At 72.9% G+C, this 17,415-nt stretch carries 17 protein-coding genes; 4 read left to right on the top strand and 13 right to left on the bottom strand.

Going from position 1 to position 17,415, the window contains the following annotated elements; translation table 11 throughout:
- Nucleotides 1-28 precede the first annotated feature (28 nt).
- A complete protein-coding gene (locus IG63_RS0108145; RefSeq protein WP_030483879.1) occupies nucleotides 29-877 on the top strand; it encodes an aldo/keto reductase in 849 nt (282 codons plus the stop codon).
- Between the two features lie 84 nt (nucleotides 878-961).
- Here IG63_RS0108145 and IG63_RS20545 read toward each other — a convergent pair whose 3' ends face one another.
- From IG63_RS20545 to IG63_RS0108095, 10 genes are all read right to left on the bottom strand, one after another.
- Nucleotides 962-1,483, bottom strand: a complete 522-nt coding sequence (locus tag IG63_RS20545; protein ID WP_036194728.1) for a hypothetical protein — start codon at nucleotides 1,481-1,483, stop codon at nucleotides 962-964.
- A gap of 10 nt (nucleotides 1,484-1,493) precedes the next feature.
- The gene (locus IG63_RS0108135; RefSeq protein WP_051706374.1) at nucleotides 1,494-2,489 is read right to left on the bottom strand and encodes an ABC transporter ATP-binding protein; all 996 of its coding nucleotides are present in this window, start codon (nucleotides 2,487-2,489) and stop codon (nucleotides 1,494-1,496) included.
- Nucleotides 2,486-3,553 (bottom strand): ABC transporter ATP-binding protein, encoded by a 1,068-nt coding sequence (locus tag IG63_RS0108130; protein ID WP_030483877.1) that lies wholly within the window; start codon nucleotides 3,551-3,553, stop codon nucleotides 2,486-2,488. The genes IG63_RS0108135 and IG63_RS0108130 overlap by 4 nt, the downstream gene beginning before the upstream one ends.
- A complete protein-coding gene (locus IG63_RS0108125; protein WP_030483876.1) occupies nucleotides 3,550-4,563 on the bottom strand; it encodes an ABC transporter permease in 1,014 nt (337 codons plus the stop codon). Before IG63_RS0108125 ends, IG63_RS0108130 begins: the two co-directional genes overlap by 4 nt.
- Nucleotides 4,564-4,687: 124 nt before the next feature.
- Nucleotides 4,688-6,454, bottom strand: coding sequence for an ABC transporter substrate-binding protein (locus IG63_RS0108120; protein ID WP_030483875.1), 1,767 nt, complete (start codon nucleotides 6,452-6,454; stop codon nucleotides 4,688-4,690).
- A gap of 83 nt (nucleotides 6,455-6,537) precedes the next feature.
- Nucleotides 6,538-7,500: an ABC transporter permease gene (locus IG63_RS0108115; protein WP_030483874.1), complete on the bottom strand. Its 963-nt coding sequence runs from the start codon at nucleotides 7,498-7,500 to the stop codon at nucleotides 6,538-6,540.
- A gap of 198 nt (nucleotides 7,501-7,698) precedes the next feature.
- Nucleotides 7,699-7,914, bottom strand: coding sequence for an SCO4848 family membrane protein (locus tag IG63_RS0108110; protein WP_030483873.1), 216 nt, complete (start codon nucleotides 7,912-7,914; stop codon nucleotides 7,699-7,701).
- On the bottom strand, nucleotides 7,911-9,320 hold the full coding sequence (locus IG63_RS0108105) for a cytochrome P450 (RefSeq protein ID WP_211249251.1): 1,410 nt from the start codon (nucleotides 9,318-9,320) through the stop codon (nucleotides 7,911-7,913). Before IG63_RS0108105 ends, IG63_RS0108110 begins: the two co-directional genes overlap by 4 nt.
- Nucleotides 9,321-9,373: 53 nt before the next feature.
- On the bottom strand, nucleotides 9,374-9,541 hold the full coding sequence (locus tag IG63_RS22605; RefSeq protein ID WP_157210074.1) for an MFS transporter small subunit: 168 nt from the start codon (nucleotides 9,539-9,541) through the stop codon (nucleotides 9,374-9,376).
- Nucleotides 9,538-10,929 carry an L-lactate MFS transporter gene (locus IG63_RS0108095; RefSeq protein ID WP_030483871.1) on the bottom strand — a complete coding sequence of 464 codons (1,392 nt, stop codon included), beginning with the start codon at nucleotides 10,927-10,929 and terminating at the stop codon, nucleotides 9,538-9,540. Before IG63_RS0108095 ends, IG63_RS22605 begins: the two co-directional genes overlap by 4 nt.
- A 151-nt stretch (nucleotides 10,930-11,080) precedes the next feature.
- Here IG63_RS0108095 and IG63_RS0108090 point away from each other — a divergent pair, with 151 nt between their 5' ends.
- From IG63_RS0108090 to IG63_RS0108080, 3 genes are read left to right on the top strand one after another with little or no spacing between them, the layout of a single operon-like run.
- The gene (locus tag IG63_RS0108090; protein ID WP_030483870.1) at nucleotides 11,081-11,704 is read left to right on the top strand and encodes a PadR family transcriptional regulator; all 624 of its coding nucleotides are present in this window, start codon (nucleotides 11,081-11,083) and stop codon (nucleotides 11,702-11,704) included.
- Nucleotides 11,701-12,432 carry an ABC transporter ATP-binding protein gene (locus tag IG63_RS0108085; RefSeq protein WP_030483869.1) on the top strand — a complete coding sequence of 244 codons (732 nt, stop codon included), beginning with the start codon at nucleotides 11,701-11,703 and terminating at the stop codon, nucleotides 12,430-12,432. Before IG63_RS0108090 ends, IG63_RS0108085 begins: the two co-directional genes overlap by 4 nt.
- Nucleotides 12,429-15,104 carry an FtsX-like permease family protein gene (locus tag IG63_RS0108080; RefSeq protein ID WP_030483868.1) on the top strand — a complete coding sequence of 892 codons (2,676 nt, stop codon included), beginning with the start codon at nucleotides 12,429-12,431 and terminating at the stop codon, nucleotides 15,102-15,104. Before IG63_RS0108085 ends, IG63_RS0108080 begins: the two co-directional genes overlap by 4 nt.
- 9 nt (nucleotides 15,105-15,113) lie before the next feature.
- On the opposite strand, the gene IG63_RS23010 is transcribed toward IG63_RS0108080, so the two are convergent.
- The 3 genes from IG63_RS23010 to IG63_RS0108065 all read right to left on the bottom strand — a co-directional run bounded on the left by IG63_RS23010 (nucleotide 15,114) and on the right by IG63_RS0108065 (nucleotide 17,355).
- Nucleotides 15,114-15,902 (bottom strand): ferredoxin family protein, encoded by a 789-nt coding sequence (locus tag IG63_RS23010; protein ID WP_051706372.1) that lies wholly within the window; start codon nucleotides 15,900-15,902, stop codon nucleotides 15,114-15,116.
- Between the two features lie 89 nt (nucleotides 15,903-15,991).
- A complete protein-coding gene (locus tag IG63_RS0108070) occupies nucleotides 15,992-17,131 on the bottom strand; it encodes a cupin domain-containing protein (protein ID WP_030483867.1) in 1,140 nt (379 codons plus the stop codon).
- Nucleotides 17,128-17,355, bottom strand: coding sequence for a hypothetical protein (locus IG63_RS0108065; RefSeq protein ID WP_030483866.1), 228 nt, complete (start codon nucleotides 17,353-17,355; stop codon nucleotides 17,128-17,130). The genes IG63_RS0108070 and IG63_RS0108065 overlap by 4 nt, the downstream gene beginning before the upstream one ends.
- Between the last annotated feature and the right edge of the window lie 60 nt (nucleotides 17,356-17,415).

Below are 17,415 nucleotides of genomic sequence, written 5' to 3'. Positions count from 1 at the left end.
CCGGGGGGCGCGGGGACATCTACTAGGCATGACTTCAGTCCCCAACCTGACCCTCAACGACGGCCGCGAGATCCCCCAGCTGGGCTACGGCGTCTTCCAGGTGCCCGCCGAGGACACCGCCCGGCTCACCTCGCAGGCGCTCGAGGCCGGCTACCGGCACATCGACACCGCGGAGATGTACGGCAACGAGAAGGGCGTCGGCGAGGCCGTGCGCTCCTCCGGCATCGCCCGCGACCAGCTCTGGGTGACCAGCAAGCTCAACAACGGCTTCCACCGGCCCGACGACGCCCGCCGGGCCTTCGACCAGACCATGGCCGACCTCGACATCGACTACCTCGACCTCTTCCTGATCCACTGGCCGCTGCCCACGCAGTACGACGGCGACTACGTCTCGACCTGGCAGACGCTCATCGAGCTGCAGCAGCAGGGCGGCGTGAAGTCGATCGGCGTCTCCAACTTCCAGCCCGACCACCTGGCCCGGCTCGCGAAGGAGACCGACGTCGTGCCCGCGGTCAACCAGATCGAGGTGCACCCCTACTTCACCAACGAGGCCGCCCGCGCCGCCAGCCGCGACGCCGGCATCCTCGTCGAGGCGTGGTCGCCGATCGCCCAGGGCGCGGTGCTCGACGACCAGGTCGTCACGGGCATCGCCGACGAGCTGGGCCGGACGCCGGCGCAGGTGACGCTGCGCTGGCACGTGCAGCGCGGTGACATCGTCTTCCCGAAGTCGTCCTCGCCCGAGCGGATGGCGGAGAACTTCGCGATCTTCGACTTCGAGCTCAGCGACGACCAGGTCTCCGCGATCAGCGGGCTCGACCGTGGCGAGGACGGCCGCACCGGCCCCAACCCCGACACCTTCGACTACATCCCCGACTGACTCTCGCGCCGATCCGCCCCGAATTCCGGAATTCGGGGCGGGTCGGTGTGCATCTGGGGCGGGTCGGTGTGCATCTGGGGCGGGTCAGCCGACGGTGACGCGGACCTCGTTGCTCGCGACGTCGGCGGCGGGGTCGAACATCCGCAGCCGCTGCTCGCCGGTGCGGCCGGTCTGGATCCAGGTCTGGAAGGTGCCGGCGGTGACCGAGGCGGTGACCGGGAAGTCGACCCAGGCGCCGTTCTCGAAGCGCTGCACCTGCAGCTCGGCGTCGCCGCCCTCGTAGCTGCCGGTGAGGTTGATCCGCTGGTTGGGGCCGACCTGCGGCGGGCTCACCGAGAGCTGCAGCCCGGTCTCGGGCGACTCCGACTCGCTGGGCCGCTGGGAGGGCGACGGCGACTCCTCGCCGGGCACGGGCAGCGCGGTGGTCGGTAGCGGGTCGCCGCCGCCGGCGGCACCGCCCGCGGCCCCCGACGACGCCGGTCCCTCGTCGAGCCCCAGGATGCGCACCATCACGATGGTGCCGACCGCGATCGCACCCGCGATCAGCGCGAGCGCGACCAGCGCCTTGATCAGCACGCCCCAGACGTGGCCCTGCTCCTCTTCCATGAGCCCGAGGCTACTTCTCCTCGGGGTGGTGGCAGGCGGCGAGGTGGCCGGGCGCCGGTCCGATCTGCACGAGCGGCGGCTCCTCGGTGCGGCACACCTCCGTGGCCTTCCAGCACCGGGTGTGGAAGCGGCAGCCCGGCGGCGGGTCGATCGGGCTCGGGACGTCGCCCTGGAGCCGGATCCGCTCGCGCTCCGTGCGCCGCCTCGTGTCGGGCACGGGGACGGCGCTCAGCATGGCGGCGGTGTAGGGGTGGCGCGGGTGCTCGTAGAGGTCGTCGCGGTCGGCGACCTCGACGATCTTGCCGAGGTACATCACCGCCACCCGGTCGCTGACGTGGCGCACGACCGAGAGGTCGTGGGCGATCATCACGTAGGTCAGGCCGAGCTCGTCCTGCAGGTCCTCGAGCAGGTTGACCACCTGCGCCTGGATCGAGACGTCGAGGGCCGAGACCGGCTCGTCGGCGACGATCAGCTTGGGCTTGAGCGCCAGCGTGCGCGCGATGCCGATGCGCTGGCGCTGCCCGCCGCTGAACTCGTGGGGGTAGCGGTTGTAGTGCTCCGGGCTCAGGCCCACCAGCGAGAGCAGCTCCTGCACGGCGCGCTTGCGACCGCCCTCGGGCTCGACGTCCTGCAGCCGGAAGGGCGCGCCGACGATCTTGCCGACGGTGTGGCGCGGGTTCAGCGAGGAGTAGGGGTCCTGGAAGATCATCTGCACGTCGCGGCGCAGCGGCCGCAGCTGGCGCTCCGGGAGCGTGGAGATGTCCTTGCCGTCGAGCCGGACCGTCCCCGACGTCGGCGCCAGCAGCCGCGTGACCAGGCGGGCCGTGGTGCTCTTGCCGCAGCCGGACTCCCCGACGATCGAGAAGGTCTCGCCGCGGCGCACCGAGAAGGAGACGCCGTCGACGGCCTGCACGGCCTGGGTCGCGCGCTGGAGCAGGCCCCTGCCCTTGACGGGGAAGTGCTTGACGAGGTCCTCGACCTCGAGCAGCGGAGCAGCGTCGTTCATGCGAGCCTCGGGGCGATCTCGTCGGCCCAGATCTGGCGACGCTGGGCGGTGGGCAGGTGGCAGGCGACGCGGTGGCCGCCGCCGGCGTCGAGCGCCTCGGGCCGGTCGGTGACGCAGCGCTCACCGGGCACCCGGGAGGAGAACTCGCAGCGTGGGTTGAAGGCGCAGCCCTCGGGGACGTTGATCAGCGACGGCGGCGTGCCCTTGATCGGCAGCAGCCGCTCGGTCGGGGGCCGGTCGAAGCGCGGCATCGAGCCCAGCAGGCCCCAGGCGTAGGGGTGCTGCGGCTCGCCGAAGAGCTGCTCGGCCGAGCCGTGCTCGGCCTTGCGGCCGGCGTACATCACCACGATGTCGTCGGCCAGCTCGGCCACGACGCCCAGGTCGTGGGTGATGATCACGACGGCGGAGTGGAACTCGCGCTGCAGGTCGCGGATCAGGTCGAGGATCTGCGCCTGCACCGTGACGTCGAGCGCGGTGGTCGGCTCGTCGGCGATCAGCAGGCTGGGGTCGCAGGAGAGCGCCATCGCGATCATGGCGCGCTGCCGCATGCCTCCGGAGAACTGGTGGGGGTAGGCGTCGACGCGGTCGCGCGGCGAGGGGATGCCGACGCGGTCGAGCATGTCGATGGCGTGCGCGCGGGCCGCCTTCTTCGACACGTCGTTGTGGATCCGGTAGGCCTCCACGATCTGGTTGCCCACCGTGTAGTACGGGTGCATCGCCGAGAGCGGGTCCTGGAAGATCATCGCCATCTTCTGGCCGCGGAGCCGCCGCACCACGTCGATCGGCGCCCCGACGAGCTCCTGCCCGTCGACCTTGATCGACCCGCTGATGCGGGCGTTCTTGGAGGTGTGCAGGCCCATCACCGCCATCGAGGTGACCGACTTGCCCGAGCCGGACTCGCCGACGATGCCGAGGGTCTTGCCCTTCTCGACGGCGAAGGAGAGCCCGTCGACCGACTTCACCGTGCCGTCGTCGGTCTCGAAGTGCACCCGCAGGTCCTCGACCTGCAGGTAGGGCCCGGTGTGGCGGGACGCCTCGGGCGAGGTGGGGGTCATGAGACTCATCGCGTGCGCACCCTCGGGTCGATGACGGCGTAGAGCAGGTCGACGACCAGGTTGGCCACCGCGACGAAGACCGCCACGAGCAGCACCACGCCGAGCACCATCGGCAGGTCGTTGTTGCGGGTGGAGTCGACGGCCAGGGCGCCGAGCCCGGGCAGCCCGAAGACGCTCTCGGTGAGCACGGCGCTGCCGATCAGCAGGCCGAAGTCGAGGCCGAAGATCGTCACGATGGGGGTCAGCGCACCGCGCAGGCCGTGCTTGGCGACCACCGTGCGCTCGGGCAGGCCCTTGGCGCGCGCGGTGCGGATGTAGTCCTCACTCATCGTCTCGAGCATGCCGGCGCGGGTGAGCCGGGCGTACTGCGCGGAGAAGAGCAGCGCCAGCGTGACCCACGGCAGCAGCAGCGCGAAGGCCCAGTCGAGCGGACTCTCCGAGAAGGGGGTGTACGACCCTCCCGGCGGCGTCCAGCCGAGCTGGTAGCTGAAGATCGACAGCGCCAGCAGACCGGTCCAGAAGATCGGCAGCGAGACGCCGGCGAGCGCCAGCGTCATCGCGGCCCGGTCGAAGAACGAGCCCCGCTTGAGCGCGGAGAGCACGCCGATGGAGACGCCGAGCACCAGCCAGATGACCGCCGCACCGATGGCGAGCGAGAAGGAGACCGGGAGCCGGTCGAGGATCTCCGGCAGCACCGGGTCCTGGGTCTTGAACGAGTAGCCCAGGCACGGCGCGGGGCAGCGCACGGTGTCGGCGCCGGTGCTGACGTCGGTGCCGAAGAGCACGCCCTTGAGCCAGTTCCAGTACTGCACCGGGACCGGGTCGTAGAAGCCGAGGCTCTCCGCGCGCTGCTCCACGGTCGCGCCGGTCGAGGAGCGGCCGACGTAGCGGGTCGCGAGCGTCTCTGGCGAGGCACCGGCCAGACGCGGCATCAGGTAGAAGATCGCGAACGTGATCATCGAGAGGACCACGACGAGACCGACGGCGGCGAGCAGCCGTCGGATGATGTAGAGGATCACTGCGCAGACCTCATGGGCTGGCTCGGCGGAGGGGTCCGGCCCCGGCAGTGCCGGGACCGGACCCACTCGCCTGCGCCGTACCTGCTTCCTGGTGTGGGCGGGGTGGAAGGGTGTCGGGAGCCGACTACTCCGGCTTGACGCCCATGGCGGTGTAGTCGTAGTAGCCGAACGACTCGTTGACGAAGACGTTCGTGGCGTTCTGCGAGCGCAGCAGCACCGCCTTGGCGTAGACGCCCGGGAAGATCACCGCCTCCTCCATGACGCGCTTGTCGATCGCACCCCACATCGCGTTGCGGGTGTCCTCGTCCTGCTCCACCAGCGCCTCGTCGATCATGTCGTCGACCTCGGGGATCCGGACCGAGGTGTTGGACGAGCCACCGGTGTCACGGATGACGCGGCTGTCGACGATCTGGGAGAGGAAGCCGTAGCCGTCGGGCCAGTCGGCACCCCAGCCGTTGACGCAGATGCCGATGTTGTTCTCCACGACGTACGACGGGAGGCCGCAGGTCGCGGAGAAGTAGTCACCCTCGGGGAGCGGCTCGGGGGTCGCGGTGATGCCGACCTTCTCCAGCGACTGCTGGAACGCCTCGGCGGTGGCCTTCTCCTTGGGGCGCTCGGCCCGGTAGGCGACCTTGAACTCGAAGCCGTCGGGCTGGCCGCAGGCCTCGAGCGCCTCGGTCGCCTTGTCCTCCTGGCCGTTGGGGTTGTCCTTGAAGCCGTAGAGGTCGAAGTCCTCGTAGCCCGGGATCATGGGCGGCAGGATGGTGGTGGCGATCGCGCCGCCGGCGTACTCGCCGCCGTAGGCGTTCTGGTACGACGTCGGGCTCATCGCGTACATCACGGCCTTGCGGCACTCGATGTCGTCGAGGGGCGCCACCGTCGGGTTGATCGAGCTGTACCAGAGCCGGGCGAGCGTCGGGTTGTCAGCGCGCTCGCGCAGGTCGGCCTGCTGCAGCACCTTCGGCAGCGCGGCCGGCTGCACGCCGGTGCCCGCGATGTCGACGTCGAGCGTGCCCGCGATGATCTGGTTGTCGACGTCGTCGGGGTCCATGTTGAGCTGCACGGTCATCTCGTCGGGCAGCGCCTTGCGGTTGGGGTCGGTCGCGGCGTCCCAGTTGGGGTTGCGGACCAGCGTGAAGCCGTTGGTCGGGTCGAACTCGCCGTCGAACATGTAGGGACCCGAGGAGATGACGTGGTCCTTGTAGCGGGTGCCGGTGTCCTTGTCCTCGGGCACCGGTGCCGTCTGCGGCAGCTGGGCGAGGTAGTCGAAGCCGGCGAAGGGCTGCTTGAGCTTGAAGACGATGGTGCGCTCGTCGGGCGTCTCGATCGCCTGGTCGGTGTTGACGTCGGGCGTCTTGTAGGGGCCCTGGTAGTTCTCGGGCAGGTCGAGCAGGCCCTCGAAGTAGGCCGGACCGTTGGGGAAGGTCTGCTTGTCGGTCGAGCGCAGCACGGCGTACTTGACGTCCTGCGCCGTGATCGGGGAGCCGTCCTCGAACTTCAGGCCCTCCTTGAGGGTGTAGGTCCAGGTCCTGCCGCCGTCGCTGGACTCACCGAGGTCCTCGGCCAGGTCGGGGGTGAGCTCGACCCCGGCCTCGCCGGGCTCGGTCTTGAACATCACCAGCGAGCGCGCGTAGTTGCGCAGCATGTCCCAGGAGTAGCCGTAGTAGGTCTCGCCCGGGTCGACGGTGTCGCCCCACTCGCCGGCGAGACCGAACTTCAAGGTGCCGCCCTTCTCGTCGCTCTCCTCGGCGATGCCGCCGAGCGCGGCGTTGGAGAGCTCCGGCTCGCCCTCCCCGGCCTGGCCTCCGCCACCGCCGCCGCCACAGGCACTGAGCCCGAGCGCCGCCACCGCGACGAATGCCGCCGCAGCCTGCTTACGCGTGATGCGCATGGATGTCACCTCTCGTGTCGTCCGGCCTGGTCCGCCGGCCGGCCGCGGCCCACGCCGCGACCAGGTCTGGGTACGCCGGCCGCTCACCGGCTGCTCTTGGGGTCGAACGCGTCGCGCAGGCCGTCACCGAGCAGGTTGAACGACAGCACGGTCAGGAAGATCGCGAGCCCGGGCCAGAACATGAAGTGCGGCACGGTGTAGAACTTCACGGCGTCCGCGAGCATGCCGCCCCAGCTGGCGGTCGGCGGGGGCACGCCGACGCCGAGGAACGACAGCGCCGCCTCGAAGAGGATGTTGGTCGGGATGATCAGGGTCGCGTAGACCAGGATCGGCGCCAGCAGGTTGGGCAGCAGCTCGGTGCGCAGGATGTAGGGCCAGCGGGCGCCCAGGCTGCGCGCGGCCTCGACGTACTCCCGCTCGCGCAGCGAGATCGTCTGCCCGCGCACGATGCGGCCGAGGTAGGGCCAGCTGAAGAAGCCGATGATGAAGATCAGCAGGGTCAGGTCGAGCCGCAGGCCGGAGAGCCCGAAGGCCTGGTCGGGCATCACCCCCGACAGCGCGATCGCGAAGACGAGCAGCGGGAAGGCCAGGAAGACGTCCATCAGGCGCGAGAGCACGGCGTCGACCCAGCCGCCGAAGAAGCCGGAGATGACGCCGACGGTGGTGCCGATGACCACCGAGAGGGCGGTGGCGAGGATCGCGATCAGCAGCGAGATGCGCGCGCCGTAGACCACCCGGCTGAAGATGTCGCGACCGTTGACGGTCTCGACCCCCATCGGGTGCTCCCAGCTCATGCCGCCCCAGGCGCCGTAGGGGATGCCGCCGAGGGCGGGGTTGACCAGGTCCTGGTGGTAGGCGTTGGGCTCGCCGCCCCACACCCGCGTGACCAGCGGCGCGAAGACCGCGAGCAGCACCAGGAAGACGATGAAGACCGCGCCCGTCAGCGCCACCTTGTCGCGGCGGAGCCGGCTCCACGCGATCTGGCTGAGCGAGCGTCCCTGGATGTGCGACTCACCGGCCACCACCGCCTCGGGATCGGCGGTCATGGCACCGGGTTCGTCGATCGTGCTCAGCGCGGCCTCCGGGGGCTCGACGTGCGGCTGGGGCCGCCCGGGTCGAGGACCCCGGCGGCGCGGTCAAGGCACGTTGCGCCCGGGTAGTGGTCAGGGTCAAGCAATCGGTGCCCAGGTATGCCGAATCGTGACCGCGCCGAGACGTGCCGGTGACCGACCGGTCGCGTCGGGTCAGTCGTGCGGGGTGCGCAGCGCCCGCCAGCCCCACCGGCCGAGCACGGCCGCGATGACCAGGTTGACCACGATCAGGACGCCGTGGGCGACGAAGTACGCCGTCGGGCGGTCCTCCTCGGTCTCCACCAGCGCCTTGGTGAACTGCGCGTAGGTCACCACGTTCCACGCCGCGACGGCGAGCAGGACCAGGGCGTGCTTGCGCTCGAGCCTCACGCCCCGAGCCTACGGACCACGACGCGGGCGCCGCGGTCGGGGACGCTGGTGATGTTGCGCACCCGCGGGTGCTCCTTGGCCGCCTCGCCCTCGGGCAGGCCGAGCTCGTGGGTGGTCAGCACCTCGCGGAGCACCGCCACCCCCTCCATGAGGGAGAAGCCGGCGCCGAGGCAGCGGCGTACGCCCCCGCCGAAGGGGATCCAGGTGTTGGTCGCGACCTCGCCGTCGGCGAAGCGCTCGGGCCGGAAGGCCTCGGGGTCGCGGTGCTGCTCGGGGTCGGCGTGGGCGAGCAGGATGGAGGCGGCGACGGTGACGCCCGCCGGCAGGTCGACGCCGCCGACCGTGGCAGGCGCTCGCAGCTGGCGCACCACCATCGGGATGACGGGGTGCAGCCGCATCGACTCCTTGAGCACGGCCTCGAGGTGGTCGGCGTCGCCCTCGATGGCCGCGGCCCGCGCCCGCGCCTGCGCCGCGGGGTCCTTGCCGAGCTCGTGCAGGGCCCAGGCCAGCGCCGTCGCGGTGGTCTCGTGGCCGGCCAGCAGCAGCGTGACCAGCTGGTCGCGCAGCTCCTCGTCGCCCAGGCCGGCCCCCTCCTCGTCACGCACCCGCAGCAGCTGCGACAGCACGTCGGTGCGGTGCTCGAGGTCGGTGGCCCGGCGCCGCTCGGCGATCTCGGTGAAGATCACGCGGTCGAGCTCGACCTGGTTGTCGACGGTGCGCTTCCATGGGCCCAGCCGCTGCAGCTGCGGGATGCCCCACCCCAGGAAGACGATCGGGTGGATGTCGACGGTCTTGTTGACCAGCGGTCGCAGCTCGGCCAGGCGCGCCTCGTCGGTGACCCCGAAGACCACCTGGAGGATGACCTCGAGGGTCAGCGCGTTCATCCGGTCGAGCGCCCGCACCTCCGCACCGTGGGCCCAGGAGCCGACCTCCGACTTGGCCAGGCCGCTCACGAGGTCCTCGTAGCCACGCAGCGCGTGACCGTTGAAGGCCGGCATCAGCAGCCGGCGGGCGCGCTTGTGCTGCGAGGAGTCGACCAGCAGCAGCGAGTGCTCGCCCATCACCGGCCCGAGGATGGCGTTGCCCTTGCCCGCGTGGAAGACCTCCGGGTCGCCGGCGAAGATCTCGCGCACGTGCTCGGGGCGGTGGAAGAAGACCACCTGCTGGTCTTCGGGCACGATCGAGATCGTGAAGACGTCGCCGTAGCGGCGGCGCAGCGCCGGCACGAAGCGGTGCCGGAAGCGGGTGAGCGCGATGCTCTGCACCAGCCCTGGCCACCGCGGGCCTGGGGGCAGGTCCGTCGCGCGCGGCCGGCGCGCCGCCCGGCTGCGGTCGGGGCGCATCCGCTCGAAGCGGCGCAGCGTGATGCGCGCGTGGTCGGTGGTCGAGGGGGTCGACGTCGCCATACCGGCAGTCTGCCCGGAGACGACGGCCGGGGCGAGAGCCGTCTCGCCGCCGCTCAGCCGAGCAGTTGGGCGGCCTTGATCAGGGTCTGCCACAGGCCGTAGGCCAGGGGGACTCCGACCAGGGTCCAGGCGCCCGCGATGACCAACGGCGGGGTGGTGGACCCGCTCCCCGGAGCGTGCCCCGACGAGGCGGTCTGCGGTGTCTGCGGCGTCTGGGTCATCGGGTGCCTCCCGTGGTGTGGGCCGGTGCGGCGTCCTGCTCCGAGGCGCCCGCGACGTCGTGGTCGACGTGCTTCTCCGCGACCGGCGTCACCGTGAGGTTGGCGACGAAGCCGACGCCGAGGAGCGCCACCATCGTCAGCAGCGCCGGGTAGTAGTCGGAGGCGACCAGCTGACCGGGCGTGCCGGCGGCGTCGAGGAAGCCGTTGACGATGAGCGGGCCCATCACGCCGGCCGCGGCCCACGCCGTGAGCAGCCGGCCGTGGATGGCGCCCACCTCGAGCGTGCCGAACATGTCCTTGAGGTAGGCCGGGATGGTGGCGAAGCCGCCGCCGTAGTAGCTGAGGATGACCAGGGCCAGGACGACGAAGAGGCCGACGCTGGTCTGGCCGAGCGTGGCCATGAGCGCGTAGAGCACGCCGCCCACGCCGAGGTACATCATGTAGGTCGGCTTGCGGCCGACCTTGTCGGAGAGGCTCGACCAGACGAAGCGGCCGGCCATGTTGGCCAGGCTCAGCATGCCGACGAAGCCGGCGGCCTCGGCCGCGCTCACGCTGCTCTCGCCGCCCTCGCCGCGGAAGAAGTCCTGGATCATGGGGGCGGCCTGCTCGAGGATGCCGATGCCGGCCGCGACGTTGCAGAAGAGGATCACCCACAGCGCCCAGAACTGCCGGGTCTTGACCGCCTCGTTGGCCCGCACCAGCGCGCCGTTGCGGCCCGGCTGGTGCTCGGCCTTCTCGTCGTCCTCGTGACCGGGGGCCACGCGGACGAGGGAGGCACCGATGAGCATGAAGACGAGGTAGACCGCGCCCAGGGTCAGGAAGGTGCTGGCCAGGGCCGAGGCGCCGGCGCTGTCGGCGCTGCCACCGTAGAGGGTGAGCAGCGCGGTCGACAGCGGCGAGGCGATGAGCGCGCCACCGCCGAAGCCCATGATCGCCATGCCGGTGGCGAGGCCGGGACGGTCGGGGAACCACTTGATCAGCGTGGAGACCGGCGAGATGTAGCCGATGCCCAGGCCGATGCCGCCGATGACGCCGTAGCCGAGGTAGAGCAGCCACAGCTGACCGGTGGCGATGCCGAGCGAGCCCACCAGGAAGCCGGTGGACCAGCACATCGCGGAGGCGAACATCGCCTTGCGGGGTCCGCTGCGCTCGACCCAGGTGCCGAGCACCGCCGCCGAGAGGCCGAGCATCACGATCGAGATCGAGAAGATCCACGCGATCGCCGTGCCCGAGGTGTCGAAGCGCTCCACCAGGGAGTTCTTGAAGACCGAGAAGGCGTAGACCTGCCCGATCGACAGGTGCACGCACAGCGCCGCCGGGGGGATCAGCCACTTGCTGTAGCCGGGTCCGGCCACGCTGCGCTTCTTGTCGAGGAACGTCAGGGCCACGAGACACCTCGTGAATGCCTCTGGCTACTTACCCCCCACGAAGTGGTGGAAACACGAACCACCGCGCAGATCCCTCGCATGAGGCACTGCATACGTGGTATGCATACCCGGTATGGTCGCGTCGGGCGGCCACGAGAACCCGGGGGGACCCATGTCGGTCAGGCACTCGCTGCTGGCACTGCTGGAGGAGGGGCCGATGTACGGCTACCAGCTCCGGGCGGAGTTCGAGCGGCGCACCGGCGGCACATGGCCGCTCAACGTCGGGCAGGTCTACAGCACCCTGGCGCGCCTGGAGCGCGACGGCCTGGTGGAGGCCCGGGGCGACGACGGCGAGGGGCACCGGATGTACGCCGCGACGCCCGCGGGCACGGCGGCGGTCGGCGAGTGGTTCGCCACCCCCGTCGCCCGCAGCCAGCCGGCCCGCGACGAGCTGGCGATCAAGCTGGCGGTCGCCGTGACGGTGCCGGGCGTCGACGTCGGCGCGATGATCCAGCAGCAGCGCTCGGCGACGATGACCGCGCTCCAGGAGTACACCCGGCTCAAGGCGCGCGCGGCGGTCGACGACCCCGCCGAGCTCGCGTGGACCCTCGTGCTCGACTCGCTGGTCTTCGCCGCCGAGTCGGAGATCCGCTGGCTCGACCACTGCGAGACCCGGCTGCGCCGCGCCGAGATCGACCGCGCCCGCCGCACGCCGTCCTCGTCGGTCGAGCCGTCCTCGTCGGTCGAGCCGTCCTCGTCGGTCGAGCCTGTCGAGACCCCGGGCGGTGCCCGGTGAACGCCGCGGGCACCGCGGTGCTGCGGCTCGACGACGTGCACCGCGTGCACGGGCAGGCGGCCACGGAGGTGCAGGCCCTGCGCGGCGTCTCCCTGGCGGTCTACCCCGGCGAGCTCGTCGCGGTGATGGGGCCGTCGGGGTCGGGCAAGTCGACGCTGCTCACGATCGCGGGCGGGCTGGACTCCCCCACCAGCGGCACCGTGTGCGTCGAGGGTCGCGACCTGGGTGGGCTCGACCGGGCGGGCCGGGCGCGGCTGCGGCGAACGTCGGTGGGCTACGTCTTCCAGGACTTCAACCTGGTGCCCGCGCTCACCGCGGCCGAGAACGCCGCGCTGCCGCTCGAGCTCGACGGCGTGAGGGCGAGGGCCGCGCGGGGGGCGGCCCTCGCCGCGCTCGGCGAGCTCGGGATCGAGGAGCTCGCCGACCGCTTCCCCGACCAGATGTCGGGCGGGCAGCAGCAGCGCGTCGCCATCGCGCGGGCGGTGGTGGGCGAGCGGCGACTGGTCCTGGCCGACGAGCCCACCGGGGCGCTCGACAGCGAGACGGGCGAGGAGGTGCTGCGGATGCTGCGCGCACGGTGCGACGCCGGCACCGCGGCGGTGATGGTGACGCACGAGGCGCGGCACGCCGCGTGGGCCGACCGCGTGGTCTTCCTGCGCGACGGCGTCGTGGTCGACGAGTCCAGCCCGCTGCCGCCGACGGCGCTGCTCGAGCCGAGCCTGCGATGACCGGCCGCCTCGCCGCGCGCTGGGCCCTGCCGCTGCGCGTCGCCCGTCGCGAGGCCTGGCGCTCCAAGGGACGCAGCCTGCTGGTGCTCGTGCTCATCGCGCTCCCGGTGCTGGCCGTCACCGCCAGCGCGGTCGTCGTGGCCACCACGCAGGTCTCCGGCGCCGAGGGCATCGACCGGCGTCTCGGGACCGCCCAGGCGCGCGTGGACGTCTCCCCCGACATCGGGCGCGTCGTCCAAGGTGCCGACCCCGACCAGGGCGCCCTCATCACCGAGGGTCCCGCCCCGCAGCGCCCGCTCGACGCGGCAGACCTCTCCCGTCGCCTCGGTGGCGCGCCCACGACCGAGCTGAGGCAGTCGCAGGCGCGCTTCGTCAGCGACGACGGGGCCGCCCCGGTGGAGACGACCGAGCTCGACCTGGGCGACCCGCTCACCCGGGGCCTCTTCGACCTCACCTCCGGCCGCTGGCCCTCGGGCCCCGGGGAGGTCGTGGCCAACCAGGCCCTGCTCGACCGCCTCGGCCTCGCGGTGGGCGACCGGCTCGAGCCGGCGGCGGAGGGGGGCCCCTCGCCCCGGGTGGTCGGCGTCGCGGAGTCGACGACGGTGCGCAGCTCCCCGGTGGCCGCGGGGCCACTCGGCAGCCTCGGCATCGACACGAGCGGCCTCCGCAGCTGGCTGGTGGGGGGCGACCCCGTCACCTGGTCCGAGGTGCGCGGGCTCAACCGGGCCGGGGCCGTCGTGGTGTCGCGCTCGGTGGTGCTCGATCCTCCGCCGGCCGACCAGCTCCCCGACGAGCTCGGCGTCACGGGGACCACCGACCCGGTGATCGTGGCCGTGGTCGCACTCGTGGTCGCGATGGTCCTCCTCGAGGTGGTCCTGCTCGCCGGACCCGCCTTCGCGGTGGGCGCCAAGCGCCAGGCCCGCAGCCTCGCGCTGATGTCGAGCAGCGGCGCGACGCCGGCGCAGGTCCGGCGCTCGCTGCTCGCCACCGCCGTGGTGCTGGGCTCGGTCGCGGCCGTCGGCGGCGTGCTGCTCGGTCTCGCCCTCGCCGCGGCGGCGATGCCCCTGGTGCAGCGGCTCTCCGCCTCGTGGCTCGGACCCTTCGACGTGCCCTGGCTGCCGGTCCTCGCCGTGCTCGCCTTCGGGCTGCTGAGCGCCCTGCTCGCCGCGCTCGCCCCGGCGGTGATGGTCGCGCGGCAGGACGTCGTCGCCGTGCTGGCGGGTCGTCGCGGCGAGGCGCGCCCCTCGCGTGTCTCCCCCGTCGTCGGCACGCTGCTGCTGGCCCTCGGCGTCGCGGGGTCGGCGTACGGCGCCCTCACGCGGGGCAGCGAGCTCTTCATCGCCTTCGCGGCCGTGCTCTGCGTGCTCGGCACCGTGCTGCTCGTGCCCCTGGTGCTGGCGCTGCTCGGCAGGCTGGCGCGACGGCTCCCGCTGGTCGTGCGGTACGCCGTGCGCGACGCAGCCCGCCAGCGCTCGCGCACCGCCCCGGCGGTGGCCGCGGTCGCGGCGACGGTCGCGGGCGTCGTCACGCTCGGCATCGGCGCGAGCAGCGACGCCCTGGAGAGCAGGAGCACCTACCAGCCCTCGCTGGCGATGGGCAGCGGGGTGGTCACGCCCGGCTGGAGCGAGACCGGCGAGCCCCTGCCGGGCTCCTGGGAGGCGGCCGAGACCGTCGTCGAGCGTGCCCTGCCGGAGGCGCGGACGACAGCCGTCGTCGGGCTGGGCCAGGACGACGGCAACTCCTACACCGAGGTGAGCCGTCCGGGCAGCAGCGTGCCGGTGCTCTCCTCCTACGGCTCCGCGCTGGGCGGCTCCGAGCTGGTCGGCGACGAGGCACTCGCGGCGGCGCCCGGACTCTCCGCGGCCACCCTCGAGCGGGTCCGTACGGCGCTCGCGGACGGGCGGGCGGTCGTCTTCGCCGACCAGACCGGTGACAGCGACACGGTGCGGGTGCGGGTCGAGCGGGTCGAGGACGACGGCACCACCTCGCGGGTGGCGCAGCGGACGCTGCCCGCGACCTACGTCGCGGTGGGCGCGGCCACCGCCCCGGCGCAGCTGCTGCTGCCGCCGGAGCTGGCGCGCGAGCTCGGTCCGACCCGGACCGTCGGCCTGGTGGTCGACGGGGCGCCGATCGGCGACGCGCAGGAGGAGGCCGTCAGCGAGGGCGTCGCGGCCCTCGGGATGCAGGGCTCCTTCTACGTCGAGCGCGGCTACCAGGCCGACGACGAGGACGTCATCGTGCTGCTGGTGCTCTTCGCGCTGGGAGCGGTGCTGGTGCTCGGCGGGACGCTCACCGCGACCTTCCTGGCGCTCTCCGACGCCCGGCCCGACCTCGCCACGCTCGCGGCCGTGGGCGCCTCACCACGGGCGCGACGCGGGATCGCCGCCTCCTACGCCTTCGTGGTGGGCTTCGTCGGCGCCGCGCTCGGGGCGGTCGTCGGCCTGGTGCCCGGGCTGGCCGTGGCGGTGCCGCTGACCTCGCAGGGGGCCGACGGGGGCTGGACCGTCGAGGGCGGTGACGTCGTCAGCGGCGCACCGCCCGTGACCGGACCCTTCCTCGACGTGCCCTGGCTGCTCGTGCTGGGGCTGGTCGTGGTGCTGCCGCTGCTCACCGCCGCCGTCGTGGGCCTGCTCACGCGCTCGCGGCTGCCCCTGGTGGCACGGGCGGCGTGACCGGACCGGTCACGCGAGCCGGACGAGCTCCTCGACGGCGTACGACGGCACCGGGTTGAGGCGGGCGGCTCCGCAGGTGAGCTGGTCGGGGGCACCCAGGCTGCGGGAGACCCGCACCCGCCACCGGGTGTCGCCGTGCTGCCACTCGGTGGTGGCGTCGTCGCGGGCGACCAGGCGCAGCGCCGCCAGCCGGGGCTCCTCGAGGTGGCGGCGCAGCGCGATCTCGGCGTACTGCACGGCCATCGCACGCGAGCTGCGGCCGCGCAGGTGGGCCAGGTCGACCTCGCCGCGGTCGTACGCCGCCGCGATGCCCGGCGCGGTCTCGGGCGTGACGCGCCCGTAGTAGAGACCGTGCGGCAGCACCAGCAGGTTGCCGGCGTAGCGGTCGCCACCCATGTGGGAGACCTCCCAGGTCTGGTCGGGCCGGACCTCGCTGAGCGCCCGCGCGACCGGACGACCGCGCTCGGCGCAGCAGGCGTCGTGGCGGCCGTGCGTGCACACGGCGTACACCGGATCGGGGTGGGCGACGAGCCCGGCCGGCGCCTCGCGGCGCGCCACCGCCGCGACGTCGAGGTCGAGCAGGTCGGCGTGCCGCTCGAAGGAGGCGGTGAGCAGCGAGCGGCCCGGCGTCCAGACGAAGACCCGGCACCCGCCGAGGCGGTCGGGGCGCCGGTGGCGGCGGACCAGCAGCACCTTCAGGCCGCGGTGGCCCGAGAGGTGCGCGCGCACCGGGGCGTCGAGGCGCGCGTCGCGCAGCGCGACCTCGCCCCAGGGGCCGTCGTGCTCGACCAGCACCACGCCGTTGACGTGGGTGGCCGTGCCCGCGAGGTCGTCGCCGCGGGAGAGCGAGGCCGCCGTGCAGCGGAAGGCGGCCGGAGGGACGGCAGTCAGCGGACCACCTCGAGGAGTCCCTCGCGCACCAGCCGGCGGGCCAGCACCAGGTCGGAGCGCTCGTCCATGCCGAGCGCCGCCGGCGTGAAGGACGGCTCGGTCAGCACCGCGCGCAGCCGCTCGACCGCGTCCTCGATGCGGGCGGGCACCGTGACGCGACGGTCGCCGAGCGAGAGCTCGAGACGGTCGCCGACGCGGCGCACGACGCAGGGCTTGCCCGGACGCCGCCGCAGCGGCGTGTCGTGAGCCAGGTCGGCGAGCGAGACCCGGTCGAGCAGCCCGCCGCGCAGCGGGGTGACGCGGTGCTCCACGAAGTCGGTCTGGTGGGCCGCCACCACGTCGACGGGGTCGGTCTCGCGCAGCGCCGCGGCCAGCTGCTCCAGGCGCGAGGCGAGGCCCTCGGCCAGCAGCGACGGCTGCTCGAGGTGGCCCGCGGGCAGGTGGCCGGTGTCGTCGACGGCGCCGCGGGCACGGCGCACGGCGCGGTCGAGCAGCGTCGACCACGTGTGCTGGTTGATGCCGAGGGTCACGTGCAGCGAGACGGTGTCCTGCGCCCGCGCGGCGTGCGGGGTGCCGGTGGGCAGGTACATCGCGAGCCCGGGCTCGAGCAACACGTCCTGCACCTCGCCCTCCCCGTCGGGCGGGTGCACCTCCCACCGCTTGGAGCCGTGGGTCTGGAAGACGAAGACGTCGTGGGTGTCGCTGTGCACGGCGAAGCCCTGCGAGCCGGGCGGGGTGAGGTAGGCGTTGGCCTGCGTCGGGTGGCCGAGCTCCAGCTCGAGCTCCGCGCAGAGGCGCGAGAGCGGCGGCCAGTAGCGGTGCAGGCCCTGCAGCACCACGGTGGCCCCGCCCTCGAAGAGGTCGAGCACCTTGCGGGCGTCGACCAGCCCGGTGAGCGGCTGGCCCTGCAGCGTGGCGCCCCGGGTGTAGCGGGAGGCGGCGAGCACAGCCCCGTCCTGGGCCAGGCGCACCGCAGGGGTCCGGATGGCCGTGCTGGTCAGCAGGTGGTCGACGTCGTCGAAGGAGAGCAGGCCGACCAGCCGCTCGGGCTCGGTGTGGTGGAGGTGCACCCGGGACGCCCAGACCTTCTCGCAGAAGGCCCGGGCGTCACCGCTGAGCAGGTCGAGCGCGCTCACCCGTCGGTGGCGTCGCCGTCGCTCGCGTCGCCGTCGGTGGTGTCGGTCGCGTCACCGTCACCGTCGGTCGCGTCGCCGTCGCTGGCGTCCCCGTCGGTGGTGTCGGTGGCGTCACCGTCGCCGTCGGTCGCGTCGCCGTCGGTGCCGTCGGCGTCGGCCGCGCTCGGCGTGCTCCCGGCGGTCGGGGTGGTCTCGATCTCGTCGTCGCCCAGGCCCTGGTCCATGGTGTCCTCCTGAAGTGGGTGCGCGGCGCCCGGCGGGGCGCCGTACGTGATGGCGTTCCC

It is taken from the genome of Nocardioides aequoreus (assembly GCF_000720335.1).
In the GTDB taxonomy this organism is placed as follows: domain Bacteria; phylum Actinomycetota; class Actinomycetes; order Propionibacteriales; family Nocardioidaceae; genus Marmoricola; species Marmoricola aequoreus.
This window is presented reverse-complemented; position numbering and strand designations above follow the sequence as displayed.

What these genes read in the sequence shown, in the direction of transcription:
- IG63_RS0108130 (WP_030483877.1), bottom strand. Translation starts at nt 3,553, where the DNA reads ATGAGTCTCATGACCCCCACCTCGCCCGAGGCGTCCCGCCACACCGGG.
- IG63_RS22605 (WP_157210074.1), bottom strand. Translation starts at nt 9,541, where the DNA reads ATGACCCAGACGCCGCAGACACCGCAGACCGCCTCGTCGGGGCACGCT.
- IG63_RS0108135 (WP_051706374.1), bottom strand. Translation starts at nt 2,489, where the DNA reads ATGAACGACGCTGCTCCGCTGCTCGAGGTCGAGGACCTCGTCAAGCAC.
- IG63_RS0108120 (WP_030483875.1), bottom strand. Translation starts at nt 6,454, where the DNA reads ATGCGCATCACGCGTAAGCAGGCTGCGGCGGCATTCGTCGCGGTGGCG.
- IG63_RS0108065 (WP_030483866.1), bottom strand. Translation starts at nt 17,355, where the DNA reads ATGGACCAGGGCCTGGGCGACGACGAGATCGAGACCACCCCGACCGCC.
- IG63_RS20545 (WP_036194728.1), bottom strand. Translation starts at nt 1,483, where the DNA reads ATGGAAGAGGAGCAGGGCCACGTCTGGGGCGTGCTGATCAAGGCGCTG.
- IG63_RS0108145 (WP_030483879.1), top strand. Translation starts at nt 29, where the DNA reads ATGACTTCAGTCCCCAACCTGACCCTCAACGACGGCCGCGAGATCCCC.
- IG63_RS0108115 (WP_030483874.1), bottom strand. Translation starts at nt 7,500, where the DNA reads ATGACCGCCGATCCCGAGGCGGTGGTGGCCGGTGAGTCGCACATCCAG.
- IG63_RS0108090 (WP_030483870.1), top strand. Translation starts at nt 11,081, where the DNA reads ATGTCGGTCAGGCACTCGCTGCTGGCACTGCTGGAGGAGGGGCCGATG.
- IG63_RS0108080 (WP_030483868.1), top strand. Translation starts at nt 12,429, where the DNA reads ATGACCGGCCGCCTCGCCGCGCGCTGGGCCCTGCCGCTGCGCGTCGCC.
- IG63_RS0108105 (WP_211249251.1), bottom strand. Translation starts at nt 9,320, where the DNA reads ATGGCGACGTCGACCCCCTCGACCACCGACCACGCGCGCATCACGCTG.